The following is a 17,368-nucleotide window of genomic DNA, read 5'->3' as shown; positions in this document are numbered from 1 at the left end:
CTGTAGGCGCTGCCGAAGGCTGCGATCTTTTGCTTTTTTGAGCACACACACAAACGCCGATGACCATCGCTGGCCATCGGCGTTTTCACACCTGAACGGAGTGTTTTAAAACGTCAGATCAGAACGCCGGCAGTACCGCGCCGTTGTACTTCTTCTCGATGAACGCTTTGACTTCCGGGCTGGTCAGGGCTTTGGCGAGTTTCTGGATGGCGTCGCTGTTCTTGTTGTCCTCACGGGCCACCAGGAAGTTCACGTACGGCGAATCAGCGCCTTCGATCACCAAAGCATCTTTATTCGGGTTCAAACCGGCTTCCAGCGCATAGTTGGTGTTGATCATGTCCAGATCAACTTCCTTCAGAACGCGTGGCAGCAGAGCCGATTCCAGTTCCTTGAACTTGAAGTTGTGCGGGTTTTTGGCGATGTCTCTCGGGGTTGCCAAAGCGTTTTTCGGATCTTTCAACTCGATCAGACCCGCCTTCTGCAGCAGGATCAGAGCGCGGCCGCTGTTACTGCCTTCGTTCGGGATGGCGATGGTTGCGCCGTCCGGCAGTTCAGCCAGGGTCTTGTACTTGCTCGAGTAGCCACCAAACGGTTCAACGTGTACGCCTTTCACGGTCACCAGGTACTTGGCCTTGTCGTCCTTGTATTTGCCCTGGTTGAAGCTGTTGAGGTACGGCAGGGTCTGGAAGTAGTTGGCATCCAGACGCTTCTCGCCAACCTGTACGTTCGGCTGCACGTAGTCGGTGAAGACTTTGATTTCCAGATCAACGCCTTCTTTGGCGAGAGTCGGCTTGATCAGCTCAAGAATTTCAGCGTGCGGCACCGGGGTCGCGGCAACCACCAGTTTCTCGCCGGCCTGAGCCAGGGAAGCCGTCAGAGCAGCCGCCAATGCGGTAAACAACAGAACCTTTTTCATGCAGTGTCCTTATCGAAAATCACGGTCGCTGATGGCGACGGCATCTAATACGTGTGCCAGTGAAGTGATATCGCTGGCGTGAGGCGGACAATACCGGGATTTTTTATTCCCGGACAATAACGTTTATTCAGCTTCATATTCCATTTTGTTCATGTTGGACGAAACGGTTACAACCGCTCGCTCAAGCTAATCAGCAATTCTTTCAACGCCTTACGCTCGCCGACGCTGCCACCGATGTTGATTTGCGTCACCAGCCGCTCGATCTGAACCTGCGGGCCAGACGCGTCGGGCAGGTTCAGGTGCTCGGGCAGAATCTCGTCGCCGGTGCTCACCAGCAAGGCAAAGTGAATGACGTTTTCCAGCTCACGGGTGTTGCCCGGCCAGCTATGTTGCTCCAACAGATGCTGCGCCGCCTCACTGATCAGCGGCACCGGCAGGTCCAGACGCTGGCTGTAGATGCCGATGAAATACTCCGCCAGCGGCAGGATGTCGCCGATTCGCGCGCGCAGCGCCGGCAACTCCAGTTGCCCTTCACTGAGGTAATGGTAGAGCCGCTCGTGGAATTTCCCGGCGTCCACCGCTTGCGCCAGATCAATGCTGGTGGCCGCCACCAGGCGCACATCCACCGGGCTCGGCTGAGGCGCACCGACGCGGGTGACTTCGTGGTTTTCCAGGGCGGCGAGCAGTTTGATCTGGATCGGTAGCGGCAGGTCGCCGATTTCATCAAGGTACAGGGTGCCGCCATTGGCCGAACCGAACCAGCCCGCACGACTGCTGGCCGAACCGCTGTAACTGCCGGCGGCGTAGCCGAACAGCTCGGCATCGGCGTAGGTCGGGCTGATCGCGCCGCAATTGACCGAGACGAACAGACCACTGCGATCACTGGCGCGGTGAATGTGCCGGGCGAGCAATTCCTTACCGGTGCCGGTCTCGCCGCGAATCAACACCGAAATCGAGCGTGGCGCCAGTTGCTCAAGCTCTTCGCGCAACTGGCGCGAACGCGGATCGACGAATACCAGCGCTTTGGCGCGAATGCTCAGGGGGCTTTTTTCCGCGTCGGGAAAGGTCAGCAACGGCTGACCGAAAGTTTCGAAACTCATGGCAAACTCCCGCCCACAACCGCCGGCAGACGGGGGCGCTTAAAGAAACAGGAAAATCAGGCGCGACGTCGAGCGTTATGCTCCATGCGGTTTTGCAGGCGATAGAGATAGGCAAAACCCTGCTCCCAACGCTGATGCCCGGACTTCACATTGATGTGTCCGGCACCGGCCAGAATCCCCGCCTCGGCGCCCCAGTTACGCGCCAGCTCCAGAGCGCGCGGCGCGCTGACGGCGGCGTCGTTGTCGGAGCTGACGACCTGGCTCGGAAATGGCAGCAGATCGGTCGGAATCGGTGCGAAGTTTCGCAGCGCCGGTGCGCAGGTCGGACGCTCGACGTCTGCTGGCGCGACCAGCAAGGCACCGCGTACCTGACGCAGGTATTGCAACGGCGCCGTGGCCGCCCAGTGGGCAACGGTGATGCAGCCGAGGCTGTGGGCGATAAGGATGACCGGCGTGCTGTCGGCAGCAATCGCCTCGGCCAGCGCCGCCACCCAGTCTTCACGACGCGGCGTCAGCCAATCGGCCTGCTCGACCCGCGCACTGTTTGGCAGGCTGTTCTGCCAGTGGCTTTGCCAATGTTCTTCTGGCGATCCTTGCCAGCCCGGCACAATCAGGTAGCGAATTGATTCGTTGCGCATGGGGGAGCTCTCCTGCGTGTCTGTTCCTGAACGAGTATAGGGAGGGGATTTATATTCGTTAAGGAATAAGAAGCTATTTATTAAGACCTGAAATGAATATGAAATGTAGAACCGTGGGAGCGAGCCTGCTCGCGAATGCGTCATCAGACTCACCATCCCTTTTGACTGATATACCGCTTTCGCGAGCAGGCTCGCTCCCACAGTGGTTTGAGGGTGAGGCTTGTTTCGCGGGATAAAAAAAGGGCCGCACCCTGCCAAGGAGACGGCCCCGGAAAATCGTAAATGCTGTTACCGCGCCGTGATCACCGACAACTTGGTAATCCCCGCCCGTTCAATCGAGGCCATGGCCCGCGCCACTTCCCCATAATTCACCCCGTCTGTCGGGCATCACGCCGATCTCGCTGAACACCTCATCGCGCTCTTGCGTGGAGAGGGCCAGCTCCGAGGTGGCGACCGAAACAACCACCAGCACCTGTACCGCCGCGCTTTCGATGGACTCCAGTGGAGATGCCAACGTCATGATGTGTTCCATCGTGTAAACGTTTAGCGCGAATAAGGTTTCGGTTTAATGAATCTTGAAATTGATAAGCATGTTTCCCCAGCCCTCCTGGGTGACATCACCCTGCTTGGCCGGGCCAACGCCGCCGAAAGCGAGCCCGGCGAAATCCTCAGTGGCTGAAAAATACGTCATGCGAATTTGCCGGTACGGGTTCCCGAGCAACACTCAGAGAGCGTCTACACTGCAAATTGCGCCATCGACTTCATTACCGAGCAAGGCGAGAAAACTTGGTGGTTTGCACCTTTCCTGGATCAAGCCGTACTGATTTCGCACCACATACATACCACGCCTTGTACAGTACGAAATCGATTCTCAAAACCTCCTGCACGACACCTTTCGAAGCCCGTAAGCCCCCGCAAACAAAGCCTTTCACCCACATAAGGAAAGCCTCAGCATCACCCTCAACTCAGTACGATTGAATGTAATCCCCTCCAATAAGGACCTGATCACGCAAAGCGGTTGATCCGTTAGGGCGAGGCGACCGATCCAGCCAATCGACCGTTGCCGCATGACACTTGTGCGCAGCGAGCGCTGGAGATACTTGGCGGATGACGGCTTCAGACTGCGGTGTTTGATCCAAAGGAACTGCGCGATATGCGCGAGGATCCGGTAGAGCCGGGAGCGCGCGAGGTGCAAGCGGGTACTTTTTGAATGGGCGCGGGATTTACTTTTTGCGTGGACGGGTTTGGTTATGGCGAGCCCGAAAAGCGGATACAGACTGATGCGTGGTAGCTGAAGAGCCCTCACCCTAGAGAGCTAGGGTGAGGGCAGTTTCTCAGGCCTCCACCGCCTCGCCAGACACCGCAACTTCATCCCGACGAACAAACCGGTTCGCCCGCCCGAACGTGCCGAAATCATTAAACCGAACCCCCATCTCCCGCATCACCTTATGCGCCACCGGAACAGTCATCTGGCGAATGTAAAACGGCTCCTTCACCACAAAATGATGGATCCCGTGGCTGCTGCCAAAGTTGAAGCAGAACGCCTGCAACGGCCATAGCCACCACGGGTTCAACACCTGGCATTGCTGCAGCACATTGCCCGGTTCGACATCCCCGTAGTAATGCATGTTCGAACTGATGAAGTGCAGGCAAAACGTGCGTAACACGTTCGGACCAATGATCACCACGGCAGCAATATCGATCACCTGCATCACCGCCAGCGTGGTCGCTGACCATTCAATCGGCGAGCCCATCAGGAACGCGATGCCATTGGCCGCGTGGAAGCCTAAAAACACATACCACGCGCCCCAATGCATCAGCGCCAGCGGCGCGTAGACCTTGAACACCCGCTTGAGAATGCTCCACTTGTGCGCCCAGGTTGGCGCCCGCAGCAAACGGATGAAAGCCGACATCATGTTGTCGCCGACCATCAGCAGACGCGCAAAACCCCACGGTTCGCCGTTGGTGATTGCGCGCTCTTCCATGTCCGTTTCAGTGCCGGAAACCTTGTGGTGATTGAGATGCAGATGCCGGCGAATCCACGGATTGATCGTGCTTGGCCGCGCCAGCCACACCAGGCCCATCATCAGGTTGTGCGGCACGCGTTGCTTGCGAAAATACATGCTGTGGATCAGGTCATGCTCAAGCTCATGGGTGAGCGAGGCAAAAAATGCATTGAGCAGCAGGCACACCCACCAGGCCATGTGGCCGGCGATATACAGCGCCGCAGAGCCGATCATTCCAGCCAAGGCAAAGGCCAGAATCCCCGCGCCAAGCGCATCCTGATGCTTGAGAATCGGGTAACGCTCACGCAGTTCGATGCCTTTGGCCAGCACCACTTGGCGAATATGCGCTGATCGCTGGGCAGCATTGTGTCGCGGGGGACTTGCAGAAGTACCGTCCATGCTTCCATCCTCTGGTTCATTGATGTTGGCATCCTGCCTTGCAGGGGTGCGAAACGCGGTAGCCGAGAACGCCAACCTGTTGACCGGAAGCGCCAATCAGCATGAAGGAACCGACCTCCCTCGCCAGTTGGACCCGTGCCTTGCGCAAGCAACTCGATGCGCTGGGGCTGGACAGTATTGACCTGTGCCAACAGGCCGGGCTTGATCCACAGCTGATGGACGATCCCAACGCCCGCTATCCGCTGTCCGGCACCACGCGCCTGTGGGAAATTGCCGTGCAGGTCAGCGGCGATCCGGCAATCGGTCTGCGGGTGTCGCGGTTTGTCAGCCCGACCACGTTCCATGCACTCGGTTACGCGCTGGTGGCCAGCGGCAGTTTGCGCGAGGTGTTCGAGCGCATCGTGCGTTATCACCCGGTGGTCAGCGATGCGCTGGAACTGGACCTGAGCCGCTGCGATGACCGTTACCTGTTCCGTCTGAACATTCCGTCAGGCAACCCCGCTCCCGCCTTCGAAGCCATCGATGCATTTGCCGCGATCTACGTGCGCACCTGCCGCAATCGACTCGGCCGCGATTACGCGCCGCTGGCCGTTTACCTGCGCCGCCCGGAACCGGTCGATGCGCATCAGTGGCACAAAGTCTTTCGCGCGCCGGTGCATTTCGCCTCAGCCGAAGATCGCCTGGAGTTCGCCCTTGCCGACTTCGACAGCCACCTCGACGACGCCAACCCGGAACTCGCCGAACACAACGAGGCTGTGCTCAAACGCACCATGGCACAGCTCAAACCGCTGACCTGGGAGCGCAAGGTGCGCGATGCCATCGAAGAACAACTGCCTGAGGGCGAACCCGGCGCCGAACGCATCGCTCAGGCCTTGCACCTGAGCCTGCGCAGCTTGCAACGGCATCTGGCCGACGAGGGTTGTCGTTTCGATACGCTGCTCAACGAAAGCCGCGAGAACCTCGCGCTGCTGCATCTGCGCGACCCGCAATGTTCGTTGAGTGAGGTGAGCTATCTGCTGGGGTTTGCCGACACCAGTAGCTTCAGCCGCGCGTTCAAGCGCTGGACGGGGATGACGCCGGGGCAGTTTCGCGATCAGTTGCGCTGACTGATCCGAGCGTTGAATCGTCGGTTCCGGCCCCTTCGCGAGCAGGCTCGCTCCCACGGAGAACCGCATTCCAAATGTGGGAGCGAGCCTGCTCGCGAAGGGTGCCTTCAATACACTGTAAAACCCAGCTCAAACACCGTACCCGCCGCATCACTGCTCACCCGCACCTGCCCGCCATGCAACTGCATGATCGATTGCACAATCGCCAACCCCAAACCGCCCGAATCACCCGGCTCGGCGCGGGCCGGGTCGACGCGGTAGAAGCGGTCGAACAGTTTGCCCAGATGCTCGGCGGCAATGGCCGGGCCGTGGTTGTGTACCTGCAACCAGCAAACGCCCGGCTCATCGCGGCGGCGCAGGCAGACCGAGGTGCCGGGATCGGCATGCCGCACAGCATTGGCCAGCAGATTGCCGAGCGCGCGTTGCAACAGTTGCTGATCGGCGCGGAGTTCGCCGTGCAACTGGTTTTCCAGGCGCAGATCGCGGTCATCGGCCAAGGCTTCGAAGTAATCGCAAAGTTCGCCGCCCAGTTCATTCAGATCCAGGCTGCGTAGATCGAGCGCTCGCTCAGCCTGTTCAGCACGGGCGAGGAACATCAGGTTTTCCGCCATGCGCTTGAGTCGCTCGAACTCTTCCATGTTCGACGCGAGTACTTCCTGATATTCCGCCGTGCTGCGCGGGTGATTGAGTGCCTGGCCGTTGCTGGCGAGCAAGGTGTGCAGCGGCGTGCGGATCTCGTGGGCGAGGTCGGCGGAGAACTGTGACAGGCGCTGCACGCTGTCCTCCAGACGCGCCAGCATGCCGTTCAAGGCTTGCACCGGTTCGAGCAATTCGGCGGGTGTATTAGTGGCGGGCAAACGCTGATCGAGACTGCGCAGATCGATGCCACGCACCGCCTCGCTCAACTGGCGCAACGGTTGCAGACCACGGCGCAACAGCACCAGCCCCAAGGCAAACGCCAGCAAAGCGCCGAGCCCGATCGCCAGGTACAGGCGCATGCGATAACTGGCGAGCATCTGCTCGCGTTCGCTCAACACCTTGCCGGCGATCACGGTCAGCAACTCGCCGTTCGGCCCTTGGGCCTGGCCGGACAACAAGGCCACTTCAGCACCATCCGGCGCCGTCCAGGTCAGCACATCGCGACGCTGCGGCGTTTGCTCGCGAGCAATCGCGTTGAGCGTCGGCAATTCACGCTGGCGCGGGTTGATGCCGATCACGCTGGAGCCGTCGGCGCGGCGCACCAGCAACAGACTGTCGAGGTTGCCCAGCATGTTCTGGTACAGCCGAGGCCGCGCCTGCAAGGCGTCGAGGCTGTCGCTGTCGGCGAGCAAGGCGCGTACCTGCTCCAGTCGACCGAGTAACGCCAGATCGTCGCGCCAGGCGATTTCCGAGGCGAGCGAGCGGTAGAGAAACACGCCGATCGCGCTCAAGACCAAGGCGCAGACAACGGCGAACGCCAGCGCCAGGCGCCAGGCGATCGACCTAGAGCGCATCGTCAGGCGCTTCCAGTTGATAGCCGACGCCGCGCACGGTGTGGATCAGTTTCGGCATGTACGGATCGTCAACCTTGGAGCGCAAACGACGCACCGCGACTTCGACCATGTTGGTGTCGCTGTCGAAATTCAGGTTCCACACTTGCGAGGCAATCAGCGTGCGCGACAACACTTCGCCCTGACGACTGGCAAGCAAATGCAGTAGGGCGAATTCCTTGTTGGTCAACGAAATGCGCTGACCGCCACGGCTGACGCGGCGGCGCAGCACGTCGATTTCCAGATCGGCGATGCTGTACGACTCGGCCTCGCGCATCGGCCCGCGTCGCAGCAACGTGCGCACCCGCGCGAGCAATTCGGCGAAGGCGAAGGGTTTGAGCAAATAATCGTCGGCGCCCAGTTCGAGGCCGCGAACGCGGTCTTCGATGGCGTCCTTGGCGGTCAGGAACAGCACCGGTGTGGCCCCGCGCTGGCGGATCAGTTGCAGCAATTGCCAGCCATTGAGGCCCGGCAGCATCACGTCGAGGATGATCAGGTCATATTCCTGCTGCTCGATGAAGTAACGCCCGTCGAGGCCATTGAGCGCCACGTCCACGGCGAATCCCGATTCGCCCAGGCCCTTGGCAAGGAAATTGGCGGTTTTGGCTTCATCTTCTACGACCAGCAAACGCATGGCACACCTCGATTGATCAGGTACACAGGCTAGGCGCCTTCGGCGGCGTTGCCCATTACAAACTTGTAATCCGACTGACGAGGTTCTGACGAAGTCCGGCGGCTAAGGTAGCGGCCTTCGCTTTCGGAGCCTGCCCATGACCGTCAAATACCTTGTTGCCAGCCTGGCCATCGGCCTCAGCGCCAGTGTTTTCGCCGCCCCTGAACTGCCGCGCCACGCGGATCTCGACCTGAAAACCGCGCGCCTGCTGGCCGATACCGCAATGAGCAACTGCACCGGTACGGTGTCGGTGCTCGACCGTGGCGGCAACTTGCTGGTGACGATGCGTGGCGACGGCGTCGGCCCGCACAACACGGCTGCCAGCCAGCGCAAGGCCTACACCGCGCTGTCGACGAAAACACCAACCCGCTTGTTCGCAGAGCGCGCTCGCAGCAACCCGGAAACCGCCAACCTCAACACCCTCGACGAATTACTGCTGCTGGGCGGCGGTATTCCGTTGTTCGCCGGCAATGAACTGGTTGGCGCCATGGGCGTGGCCGGTTCCGGGGGCGGCGAGCAAGACGAAACCTGTGCGACCCGCGCCGCCGACAAGGCCGGCCTGTTCATCACCCGTTCCCAATAAGGAGTTTCATCATGAATACCCTGCGCATGACGTTCGCCGCGCTCGGCCTGAGTGCTTTCTCAAGCCTGGCCCTGGCTGCCGGCAACCCGCTGAGCGTACACGTACTCAATCTGGAAAACGGACTGCCTTCGCCGGGCGTCAACGTGACGCTGGAAAAACACGTCGGCCAGAACTGGCAACCGTTGGCCGAAGGCACCACCAACGAACAGGGGCGTATCGCCGAACTGTTCCCGGCCAAACAGCCGTTCGAAGCAGGTGAATACCGGGTGGTGTTCAAGACCGGTGAGTACTTCAAAAAGACTCAACACGAAACGTTCTTTCCGGAGATTCCGGTGATTTTCGAAGTGAAACAGACGGATCAGCACTACCACATTCCGTTGCTGCTGAGCCCGTATGGTTTCTCGACCTATCGCGGTTCCTGAGCCAAACACATAACCCTGTGGGAGCGAGCCCTGTGGTGAGGGGATTTATCCCCGACCGACTGCGTAGCAGTCGCCGAACTTTTCTTTGCAGGTTTGGGGGTGGCTGTGCCACCCATCGGGGATAAACCCCCTCACCACAAAGGCTCACTCCTACATTGGGTCTGTGTGAGTTTTCAGATTGTGGCCAGCGCACGCAATCGCACCGCATCAAGAATTTCGATCTCACCGTAAGCCAAGCCAATAATCCCCTGCCCCTGCAAATCCTTGAGAATCTGATTGGTGGTCTGCCGCGACAGCGACAGCATCGACGCCAACTGCTCCTGCGGCAATTGCAGCACCCGACGGGGCGCATCAATCTCGCCGTAGCCCTCGGCGATCATCAGCAAGCGATGCGCCAGCCGTGCCGGAGCCGGCAGCAGGCTCAACTGTTCGAGATTGATAAACGTCAGGCGCAGTTTGTGGCTCATCAGCAGCGCCAGATGCCGCCAATACACCGGTTGCTCGTCGAGCAATTTCAGCAACGTGTTTTGCGGAATATTCAACAACGTGCACGACCCGACGGCATAGGCGTCATGGGTGCGTGGCTGACCGTCGAACAGGCAGATTTCGCCGAACCAGTGCGGCGCTTCCACCAGGCTCAGCAGCGCTTCCTTGCCCTGCTCGCTCACTGCGCCAATGCGCACGGTGCCATCGAGCACGGCGTACAAACCGCACGGTGGATCGCCACGCTGGAACAAGCGTTGCCCCGCCGTCAGCCGCCGCTCCCGGGCCGCCGCCAGCAGACTATCCTGAAAGGACGCAGGCAAATGACTGAACCATTGCCCGGTCAGCAGCCGTGAACGCATATCCATGAAAACTCCTGATTGTCGGCTGCCTGACAGAACGAACACTGAACCCGGGGCATGCTGCAATCACCCTACAGGAGGAACAACAATGAAAAGCCTCGTCGATCACTTGAGTCAATACGCCGGCTATCACCGTGACCCGCGCAACATTGCCAGCCACTTTATCGGCATTCCGCTGATTGTGGTGGCGGTAGCGGTTTTGCTGTCGCGTCCGGAATGGTCGTTGGGCGGGTTGTGGATTTCACCGGCCGTGATCGTGGCGCTCGCTTCGGCGTGGTTTTACCTGCGCCTGGAAGTGAAGCTTGGGGTGTTGATGACTGTGCTGATGGCGTTATCCGTCTGGGCCGGGCATGTGTTGGCGCAGCAGAGCACCATGGTCTGGCTGAGCAGCGGTCTGGCGATGTTTGTGATTGGTTGGGTGATTCAGTTTGTCGGGCACCACTATGAAGGGCGCAAACCGGCGTTTGTCGATGATGTGAGCGGACTGATTGTCGGGCCGCTGTTTGTCGTGGTCGAGTTGGCGTTCTTGCTCGGGATGCGGCAGGAGTTGAAAGAGCAGATCGAGGCGCGGGCGGGGGTGGTGCGGGTCAATCCGAACAAAAAAGCGGCGGCTTAGGCCGCTTTAAAAGATCGCAGCCTGCGGCAGCTCCTACAGTGGGTTTGGTCGATCACAAAATGCGTGACTAACCGAAAACCCTGTAGGAACTGTCGCAGGCTGCGATCTTTTGATCTTAAAGGTTGCCGACTTTCTGCCAGACCTTCGGCTTGAAGAACAGGGTTTCACCCTTGGCCAGGCCCGTCAGACTGTCGTGGTCTTTCACCACTTCGGCCTCGATCAGATCCGTCTGCCCTTCCACCTTCAACGTCACCCGAGTGGTCGCACCCAGCGGCCGTATATCGCGGACTTCGGCGGCATGATGATCCTCCAGCTCATGCCGCGACAGCGACACTTCGTGCGGGCGGAACAACACGTGATTGTCATCGCCCAGGTGCAGGCGGTTCGAATCACCGAGGAAGTGATAAACGAAGTCGCTGGCCGGGTTTTCGTAGACGTCGCCCGGTGAGCCGATCTGCTCGATCACGCCCTTGTTCATCACCACGATACGGTCGGCCACTTCCATCGCCTCTTCCTGGTCGTGGGTCACGAAAACCGAGGTCAGGTTGATGTCTTCGTGCAAACGCGCGAGCCAGCGGCGCAGCTCTTTACGCACCTTGGCGTCGAGGGCACCGAAGGGTTCGTCGAGCAGCAGCACCTTCGGCTCCACCGCCAAGGCACGGGCCAGCGCGATCCGCTGACGCTGACCACCGGACAGTTGCTCCGGGTAGCGATCCGACAGCCAGTCCAGTTGCACCATGTTCAGCAGTTCGTGAACCTTGGTCGCGATCTGGCTTTCGCTCGGGCGCTGGTTTTTCGGTTTCATGCGCAGGCCGAACGCGACGTTGTCGAACACCGTCATGTGCCGGAACAAGGCGTAGTGCTGGAACACGAAACCGACGTTGCGATCGCGCACATCGTGGCCGGACACGTCTTCACCGTGAAACACGATGTTGCCCTGATCCGGAGTTTCCAGACCGGCAATAATGCGCAGCAAGGTGGTTTTGCCGCAGCCGGACGGGCCGAGCAACGCCACCAGTTCACCGCTGTGGATGTCCAGACTGATGTTGTCCAGCGCCTTGAACGCATTGAAATTCTTGCTGACGTTACGCACTTCGATCGACATGAATTATTCCTCCGCGGCGCTGGCGCGCAGGCGGTTGATACGGTTTTCGCTCCACTGCTTGGCCAGCAGGATAAAGAGCGCCAGGATCAGCAACAGGCTCGCCACGGCGAACGCGGCCACGTGGTTGTATTCGTTGTAGAGGATCTCGACGTGCAGCGGCAAGGTGTTGGTGACCCCGCGAATGTGCCCGGACACCACCGACACCGCACCGAACTCACCCATGGCCCGCGCGGTACACAGCACCACGCCATAGATCAGGCCCCACTTGATGTTGGGGACAGTGACGTACCAGAACATCTGCCAGCCATTCGCGCCGAGCAGACGCGCGGCTTCCTCTTCCTGAGTGCCTTGCTCCTGCATCAGCGGGATCAGTTCACGGGCCACGAACGGCACGGTGACGAAAATCGTCGCCAGCACGATGCCCGGCAGCGCAAAGACGATCTGAATGTCGTGATCCTGCAACCACGGCCCGAACAGGCCCTGAGCGCCGAACATCAGCACGTAGACCAGACCGGCGATCACCGGCGACACCGAAAACGGCAGGTCGATCAGCGTCACCAGCATGCTCTTGCCGCGGAACGAGTATTTGCTCACGCACCACGCCGCGCTGACGCCGAACACCAGGTTCAGCGGCACGGAAATCAGTACGGCGAACACGGTGAGCTTCAGTGCCGACAGCGCATCCGGTTCAAAGATCGCGGTAAAGAAAGCGCCAAGACCGTTCTTCAGGCCCTGCGATACCACGATAAACAGCGGCAGCAGCAAAAACAGGAAAAAGATCAGCCAGCCGAGACCGATCAGAATGCGCCGCGATGTGGCACTGCCGCGGCGCGCAGCGTTGGCCGAGGACGCGGCCGCAATAGACGATTGGGACATGTTCGCGCCTCCTTATGGGGTTTCGATGCGCCGCTGCAGCAAGTTGATCAGCAGCAACAGGACGAAGGAAACCACCAGCATCAGCACGCCGATGGCAGTGGCGCCGGTGTAATCGTATTGGTCGAGTTTGACCATGATCAGCAGCGGCAGAATCTCGGTTTTCATCGGCATGTTGCCGGCGATGAAAATCACCGAACCGTACTCGCCGACACCACGGGCAAACGCCAGGGCAAAACCGGTCAGCCACGCGGGCAGCAGCGCCGGCAGCAGAATGTGGCGGAACACTTGCCACGGTTTGGCACCGAGGCAGGCCGCGGCTTCTTCGACTTCACGGGGGATATCGGCCAGCACCGGTTGCACCGTGCGCACCACGAACGGCAGGGTCACGAAGGTCAGCGCCAGGGTGATGCCCAGCGGGGTGTAGGCGATCTTGAAGCCGAGGTCGGCGGCAAACTGGCCGACCAGACCGGCCGGCGCGTACAGCGCGGTCAGCGCGATACCGGCCACTGCCGTCGGCAGGGCGAACGGCAGATCGATCATCGCGTCGATGACCTTGCGCCCCGGGAAGGTGTAGCGCACCAGCACCCAGGCCAACAGTGTGCCGATGATGCCGTTGATGATCGCGGCACACAGCGCGGTGCCGAAGCTCAGCTTCAGCGCGGCCAGTACGCGCGGCGCGGAGATGATCGTCCAGAACTGATCCCAGGTGAGCTGCGAGGCGTGAATGAACATCGCCGCCAGCGGGATTAGCACAATCAGGCTGAGGTACACCAAGGTGTAACCCAGCGTCAGTCCGAAGCCGGGTATGACGGGGGAGATACGACGCGACATAAAAGTCCCTGGTTAAAAAACGCGCGAAGCCCCGAAGGTAAATCCGGGGCTTGTTTATGGCTACGAAAACTTACTGCGCCTGATAAATCTGGTCGAACACGCCACCGTCATTGAAGAATTTCGGTTGCGCGGTTTTCCAGCCACCGAAGTCCTTGTCGATGGTCACCAGCTCCAGTTTCGGGAACTGCTGGGCGTATTTGGCGGCCACGTCCTTGTCACGCGGACGGTAGAAATTCTTCGCCGCGATTTCCTGACCGGCCGGACTGTAGAGATGCTTTAGATAGGCTTCGGCGATCTGCTCGTTACCCTTCTTCGCGGCGTTCTTGTCGACCACGGCAACCGGTGGTTCGGCGAGGATCGACAGCGAAGGCACGACGATATCGAACTTGTCCGCGCCGCCGTCTTCTTTCAGCGCCAGGAACGCTTCGTTTTCCCAGGCCAGCAACACGTCACCCTGACCGTTGTTGACGAAGGTGATGGTCGAGCCGCGAGCGCCGGTGTCGAGAATCGGCACGTGCTTGAACAGGGTCTGCACGTACTCTTTGGCTTTTTCTTCGCTGCCGCCATTGGCTTTCAGGCCATAGGCCCACGCGGCGAGGAAGTTCCAGCGCGCACCGCCGGAGGTTTTCGGGTTCGGCGTGATCACCGAGACGTCGTTCTTGACCAGATCGCCCCAGTCCTTGATGCCTTTCGGGTTGCCCTTGCGCACCAGGAACACAATGGTCGAGGTGTACGGCGTGCTCGCTTCCGGCAGACGCTTCTGCCAGTCGGCCGGTAGGCTCTTGCCGAGTTTGGCGATTTCGTCGATGTCACCGGCCAGAGCCAGGGTTACCACGTCGGCACGCAGGCCATCGATCACCGCACGGCCCTGCTTGCCCGAGCCGCCATGGGACTGCTGGATTTTCACGGTGTCGCCGGCATGGTCCTTCTGCCAGAACTTGATGAATTCGGCGTTGTAGTCCTGATACAGCTCGCGCGTCGGGTCATACGACACGTTGAGCAGTTCGTAATCCTTGGCAACCGCGGAACCGACAAACACAGCGCTGGCCAGTGCGGCCAAAGCGTAACGGCGAATCAACGACATGGTGAAAGCTCCTGGAATTCTGGGTGGTGGCTTTTTCTTGTGTACTGCTGGAATCGGGTCCCACTGAAAGATCGCCGCCTTCGCCAGCTCCTGCACACAGCCCCCCTGCAGGAGCTGCCGAAGGCGGCGATCTTTTTAGCTCGGTTTGTGGCCCGGCTGCTGCAAACGGAATTTCTCTTTGCGTTCGATCTGAACGACTTGAGCGTTGTGCACAGTGATCTCCACCGCGCCGAACCGCAGATCGCGCAGGGCACTCTGGATTTCACGCAAGATCGTGGCTTCGTCCTGACCGTCAACGCTGCGAAGGGATGCGCTCATGGTGCTGCTCCTTTGAATGGGATAAGCCTGGCAGTGGGCGGCACTGCGTTCGGCGTGGGAGCAATATAAGAGAGGCTTGGATATTCTTAAAAAGACTATTTAAGAATGTTTATATAACTAGAAAACATTATGAGAGAGGGCAAGGGTTTGCGCTGATTTGAAATCGTTAAGAGAACTTGTGGCGAGGGGATTTATCCCCTTGGGTCGCGAAGCGACCCCAAAAAATGGGCCTGCTACGCAGTCCAACGGGGATAAATCCCCTCGCCACAGGATCGGTGATAGCCATATAGGGCCTATTCAGCCAATCAATGGCGTTTTCGCCCAATCAAGCCGATCCGCAGACACCGGCCGCCCAAACCAGTAGCCCTGCCCCAGATCGCATTCCTGCGCCAACAGAAATGCCGCCTGCTCAGCCTGCTCGATCCCCTCGGCATGCACCTGCATGCCCATGCTGCGCGCCAGCGCGATGATCACCCGGACAATAGCTACGTCATCCTCGTCCCCCGGCAACCCGGCGACGAAACCCTGATCGATCTTCAGCTTCTGCACCGGCAAACGCTTGAGCCGCAGCAGCGACGAATAGCCAGTGCCAAAATCATCAATGGCCAGGCGAATGCCCAACTCACGCAAGCGATGCATCTGCTCCAGCGCCACTTCCGGATCGTCCATCACCGCGCTTTCGGTGACTTCCAACTCCAGATAGGCCGGATCCAGCCCGGTATCGCGCAGCACCTGCGCCACCTGCTGATACAGCTCGCGCCGGGCGAAAAGCCGCGACGATATATTCACCGCGACAAACGCCAGTACCCTCCCGGCCTGCTGCCATTGGCACATTTGTCGGCAAGCCTGCTGCATCACCCAGGCGTCGATTTCGGCGATCAACCCGGTCCGCTCGGCAATCGGAATAAACTCCGCCGGCGACACCAGACCGCGCTGTGGATGCTGCCAGCGCACCAACGCTTCAACACCGATGAGGCGATCTGTGTTGAGGTCGTGCACCGGTTGGTAGAAAACCCGCAGTTCCTGTTGCTCCAGCGCTCGGCGCAATTCGAAGGCAATCTCAACCCGCTGTTGGGCATGGGCGGTGAGTTCTTCGGTGTACAACGCGTAACCGTTGCGCCCGCTGCCCTTGGCCTTGAACACCGCCGCATCGGCATTGCGCAACAGCTGATCGGCACTCAGCGCATCACTGGGAAACAGGCTGATGCCGATGCTGGCGTTGATGAACAGTTCGTCGCCGTCGATGCAGAACGGCTCCTTGAGCGCGTCGAGAATGCGCTGGGCCAGCGCCGCGGCCTGCCCGGGTTGTGGACAACTTTCCGCCAGCACCGCGAATTCGTCGCCGCCGAGTCGTGCCAGCGTGATGCCGGGGCCGAACAGCGCCTGCAAACGCGCCGCCACAGCTTTGAGCAAGCGGTCGCCGACGTTATGCCCGAGGCTGTCGTTGATCATCTTGAAGTGATCCAGATCGAGCAGCAGCAACGCGCAACCGCGTTTGTGGGTCTGCGCCGAAGCCAGCGCCTGCTCGGCGCGGTCGCTGAACAACAGGCGATTGGGCAGGTCGGTCAGCGGATCGTGGTGAGCGAGGTGCTTGAGTTCGTGCTCGGAATGCTTGATCGCACTGATGTCGGAAAACACCGCCACGTAATGGCTGACCCGGCGCTGGTCATCGTGGATGACGCGGATGGTTTGCCACTGTGGATAGATTTCGCCACTTTTGCGGCGGTTCCAGATCTCGCCGCTCCACTCGCCTTGAGATTCCAGCGTGGCAAACATCGCCTGATAGAAACCCGGCGGATGGTGGCCTGACTTGAACAAACTGGGTTGCTGGCCAAGGACTTCGTCGCGCTGATAACCGGTGATCTCGATGAACGCGCGGTTGACGTGGACGATCAGGCCCTGAAGATCAGTGACCAGCACGCCTTCGCGGGTGCAGTCGAACACCGCAGCCGCTTGACGCAAGCGTTCGCGATCAGCGTGACGCTCCCGTAATCGCGCACCGATGCCGAGAAACTCGCACAACCGCGCCCGCGCCAGAAAGATCAGCCCGGCGCTGAACGCCGCGAAGACATAACCGTTGATCAGTTGCCATCGCACCAGATCGACGGAGTTATCGAAGAAACTGTTTAATAAATAACCAGCACCTTGCAGCCAGACCACCGCAAGTACGAGATAGAGCAGCGCTGCACGCAAGGCATCGCGATAAGTGGCAGACATTCGGCCGTCCATGTCCTTACAAAAAGGTTGGAATTATAGGTCAAGAAACATTCAGCGACTCTTATCTGAAAGGGCGACTGGTTTTATCTGTGTGCTTGGTGATA

The 17,368-nt window shown here is 59.7% G+C and carries 17 protein-coding genes and 2 pseudogenes; 4 read left to right on the top strand and 15 right to left on the bottom strand.

Annotated elements, in window-relative coordinates:
* Positions 1 to 118 precede the first annotated feature (118 nt).
* The 6 genes and pseudogenes from PSH79_RS00990 to PSH79_RS00970 form a co-directional block, all read right to left on the bottom strand.
* Entirely contained in the window at positions 119 to 916 is a 798-nt protein-coding gene (locus PSH79_RS00990) for a MetQ/NlpA family ABC transporter substrate-binding protein (RefSeq protein ID WP_305440801.1), read from the bottom strand.
* A 167-nt stretch (positions 917 to 1,083) separates the two neighbouring features.
* Positions 1,084 to 2,016 carry a sigma 54-interacting transcriptional regulator gene (locus PSH79_RS00985; protein WP_305440800.1) on the bottom strand — a complete coding sequence of 311 codons (933 nt, stop codon included), beginning with the start codon at positions 2,014 to 2,016 and terminating at the stop codon, positions 1,084 to 1,086.
* Positions 2,017 to 2,072: 56 nt separating this feature from the next.
* Positions 2,073 to 2,654, bottom strand: a complete 582-nt coding sequence (locus PSH79_RS00980) for an alpha/beta hydrolase (protein ID WP_305440798.1) — start codon at positions 2,652 to 2,654, stop codon at positions 2,073 to 2,075.
* Between the two features lie 288 nt (positions 2,655 to 2,942).
* Positions 2,943 to 3,032 (bottom strand): annotated as a pseudogene (locus PSH79_RS00975) (biopolymer transporter ExbD); the annotation flags it as partial.
* Between the two features lie 52 nt (positions 3,033 to 3,084).
* Positions 3,085 to 3,174, bottom strand: a pseudogene (locus PSH79_RS28075) (MotA/TolQ/ExbB proton channel family protein); the annotation flags it as partial.
* Between the two features lie 814 nt (positions 3,175 to 3,988).
* Positions 3,989 to 5,059, bottom strand: coding sequence for a fatty acid desaturase (locus PSH79_RS00970; protein ID WP_305440797.1), 1,071 nt, complete (start codon positions 5,057 to 5,059; stop codon positions 3,989 to 3,991).
* A 101-nt stretch (positions 5,060 to 5,160) separates the two neighbouring features.
* Between PSH79_RS00970 and PSH79_RS00965 the strand changes: the two genes are divergently transcribed.
* Entirely contained in the window at positions 5,161 to 6,165 is a 1,005-nt protein-coding gene (locus PSH79_RS00965) for an AraC family transcriptional regulator (protein WP_305440796.1), read from the top strand.
* 107 nt (positions 6,166 to 6,272) lie between these two features.
* Here the strand turns inward: PSH79_RS00965 and PSH79_RS00960 are convergent, their stop codons facing one another.
* Entirely contained in the window at positions 6,273 to 7,658 is a 1,386-nt protein-coding gene (locus tag PSH79_RS00960; RefSeq protein WP_305440794.1) for a heavy metal sensor histidine kinase, read from the bottom strand.
* On the bottom strand, positions 7,648 to 8,328 hold the full coding sequence (locus tag PSH79_RS00955) for a heavy metal response regulator transcription factor (protein WP_095191643.1): 681 nt from the start codon (positions 8,326 to 8,328) through the stop codon (positions 7,648 to 7,650). Before PSH79_RS00955 ends, PSH79_RS00960 begins: the two co-directional genes overlap by 11 nt.
* A 136-nt stretch (positions 8,329 to 8,464) precedes the next feature.
* Between PSH79_RS00955 and PSH79_RS00950 the strand changes: the two genes are divergently transcribed.
* On the top strand, positions 8,465 to 8,950 hold the full coding sequence (locus tag PSH79_RS00950) for a heme-binding protein (protein ID WP_305440793.1): 486 nt from the start codon (positions 8,465 to 8,467) through the stop codon (positions 8,948 to 8,950).
* Positions 8,951 to 8,961: 11 nt separating this feature from the next.
* On the top strand, positions 8,962 to 9,372 hold the full coding sequence (gene uraH / locus PSH79_RS00945; RefSeq protein ID WP_100846622.1) for a hydroxyisourate hydrolase: 411 nt from the start codon (positions 8,962 to 8,964) through the stop codon (positions 9,370 to 9,372).
* Positions 9,373 to 9,545: 173 nt separating this feature from the next.
* Here uraH and PSH79_RS00940 read toward each other — a convergent pair whose 3' ends face one another.
* Entirely contained in the window at positions 9,546 to 10,223 is a 678-nt protein-coding gene (locus PSH79_RS00940) for a Crp/Fnr family transcriptional regulator (RefSeq protein ID WP_305440792.1), read from the bottom strand.
* 82 nt (positions 10,224 to 10,305) lie between these two features.
* Here PSH79_RS00940 and PSH79_RS00935 point away from each other — a divergent pair, with 82 nt between their 5' ends.
* A complete protein-coding gene (locus PSH79_RS00935) occupies positions 10,306 to 10,833 on the top strand; it encodes a DUF962 domain-containing protein (protein WP_305440791.1) in 528 nt (175 codons plus the stop codon).
* A 115-nt stretch (positions 10,834 to 10,948) separates the two neighbouring features.
* On the opposite strand, the gene PSH79_RS00930 is transcribed toward PSH79_RS00935, so the two are convergent.
* The 6 genes from PSH79_RS00930 to dibA all read right to left on the bottom strand — a co-directional run bounded on the left by PSH79_RS00930 (position 10,949) and on the right by dibA (position 17,264).
* The gene (locus PSH79_RS00930; RefSeq protein WP_305440790.1) at positions 10,949 to 11,938 is read right to left on the bottom strand and encodes a sulfate/molybdate ABC transporter ATP-binding protein; all 990 of its coding nucleotides are present in this window, start codon (positions 11,936 to 11,938) and stop codon (positions 10,949 to 10,951) included.
* Between the two features lie 3 nt (positions 11,939 to 11,941).
* Entirely contained in the window at positions 11,942 to 12,814 is an 873-nt protein-coding gene (gene cysW / locus PSH79_RS00925; RefSeq protein ID WP_305440789.1) for a sulfate ABC transporter permease subunit CysW, read from the bottom strand.
* A gap of 12 nt (positions 12,815 to 12,826) precedes the next feature.
* Positions 12,827 to 13,645, bottom strand: a complete 819-nt coding sequence (gene cysT, locus PSH79_RS00920) for a sulfate ABC transporter permease subunit CysT (RefSeq protein WP_305440788.1) — start codon at positions 13,643 to 13,645, stop codon at positions 12,827 to 12,829.
* 70 nt (positions 13,646 to 13,715) lie between these two features.
* On the bottom strand, positions 13,716 to 14,729 hold the full coding sequence (locus PSH79_RS00915) for a sulfate ABC transporter substrate-binding protein (protein WP_305440787.1): 1,014 nt from the start codon (positions 14,727 to 14,729) through the stop codon (positions 13,716 to 13,718).
* Between the two features lie 135 nt (positions 14,730 to 14,864).
* The gene (gene oscA, locus PSH79_RS00910) at positions 14,865 to 15,047 is read right to left on the bottom strand and encodes a sulfur starvation response protein OscA (protein ID WP_011058571.1); all 183 of its coding nucleotides are present in this window, start codon (positions 15,045 to 15,047) and stop codon (positions 14,865 to 14,867) included.
* A gap of 297 nt (positions 15,048 to 15,344) precedes the next feature.
* On the bottom strand, positions 15,345 to 17,264 hold the full coding sequence (gene dibA / locus PSH79_RS00905) for a phosphodiesterase DibA (protein WP_305440783.1): 1,920 nt from the start codon (positions 17,262 to 17,264) through the stop codon (positions 15,345 to 15,347).
* Positions 17,265 to 17,368: the final 104 nt, after the last annotated feature.

It is taken from the genome of Pseudomonas sp. FP2196 (genome assembly GCF_030687715.1).
Lineage (GTDB): Bacteria > Pseudomonadota > Gammaproteobacteria > Pseudomonadales > Pseudomonadaceae > Aquipseudomonas.
Note: the sequence above shows the minus strand (reverse complement) of the source record. Positions and strands in the feature narration are given on the sequence as shown.

Excerpts from the sequence above, each read along its gene's own strand:
- PSH79_RS00930 (WP_305440790.1), bottom strand. The coding sequence starts at position 11,938 with ATGTCGATCGAAGTGCGTAACGTCAGCAAGAATTTCAATGCGTTCAAG.
- uraH (WP_100846622.1), top strand. The coding sequence starts at position 8,962 with ATGAATACCCTGCGCATGACGTTCGCCGCGCTCGGCCTGAGTGCTTTC.
- PSH79_RS00980 (WP_305440798.1), bottom strand. The coding sequence starts at position 2,654 with ATGCGCAACGAATCAATTCGCTACCTGATTGTGCCGGGCTGGCAAGGA.
- cysT (WP_305440788.1), bottom strand. The coding sequence starts at position 13,645 with ATGTCGCGTCGTATCTCCCCCGTCATACCCGGCTTCGGACTGACGCTG.
- oscA (WP_011058571.1), bottom strand. The coding sequence starts at position 15,047 with ATGAGCGCATCCCTTCGCAGCGTTGACGGTCAGGACGAAGCCACGATC.
- PSH79_RS00960 (WP_305440794.1), bottom strand. The coding sequence starts at position 7,658 with ATGCGCTCTAGGTCGATCGCCTGGCGCCTGGCGCTGGCGTTCGCCGTT.
- PSH79_RS00965 (WP_305440796.1), top strand. The coding sequence starts at position 5,161 with ATGAAGGAACCGACCTCCCTCGCCAGTTGGACCCGTGCCTTGCGCAAG.
- PSH79_RS00970 (WP_305440797.1), bottom strand. The coding sequence starts at position 5,059 with ATGGACGGTACTTCTGCAAGTCCCCCGCGACACAATGCTGCCCAGCGA.
- PSH79_RS00985 (WP_305440800.1), bottom strand. The coding sequence starts at position 2,016 with ATGAGTTTCGAAACTTTCGGTCAGCCGTTGCTGACCTTTCCCGACGCG.
- cysW (WP_305440789.1), bottom strand. The coding sequence starts at position 12,814 with ATGTCCCAATCGTCTATTGCGGCCGCGTCCTCGGCCAACGCTGCGCGC.
- PSH79_RS00935 (WP_305440791.1), top strand. The coding sequence starts at position 10,306 with ATGAAAAGCCTCGTCGATCACTTGAGTCAATACGCCGGCTATCACCGT.
- PSH79_RS00955 (WP_095191643.1), bottom strand. The coding sequence starts at position 8,328 with ATGCGTTTGCTGGTCGTAGAAGATGAAGCCAAAACCGCCAATTTCCTT.
- PSH79_RS00940 (WP_305440792.1), bottom strand. The coding sequence starts at position 10,223 with ATGGATATGCGTTCACGGCTGCTGACCGGGCAATGGTTCAGTCATTTG.
- PSH79_RS00990 (WP_305440801.1), bottom strand. The coding sequence starts at position 916 with ATGAAAAAGGTTCTGTTGTTTACCGCATTGGCGGCTGCTCTGACGGCT.
- PSH79_RS00950 (WP_305440793.1), top strand. The coding sequence starts at position 8,465 with ATGACCGTCAAATACCTTGTTGCCAGCCTGGCCATCGGCCTCAGCGCC.
- dibA (WP_305440783.1), bottom strand. The coding sequence starts at position 17,264 with ATGTCTGCCACTTATCGCGATGCCTTGCGTGCAGCGCTGCTCTATCTC.
- PSH79_RS00915 (WP_305440787.1), bottom strand. The coding sequence starts at position 14,729 with ATGTCGTTGATTCGCCGTTACGCTTTGGCCGCACTGGCCAGCGCTGTG.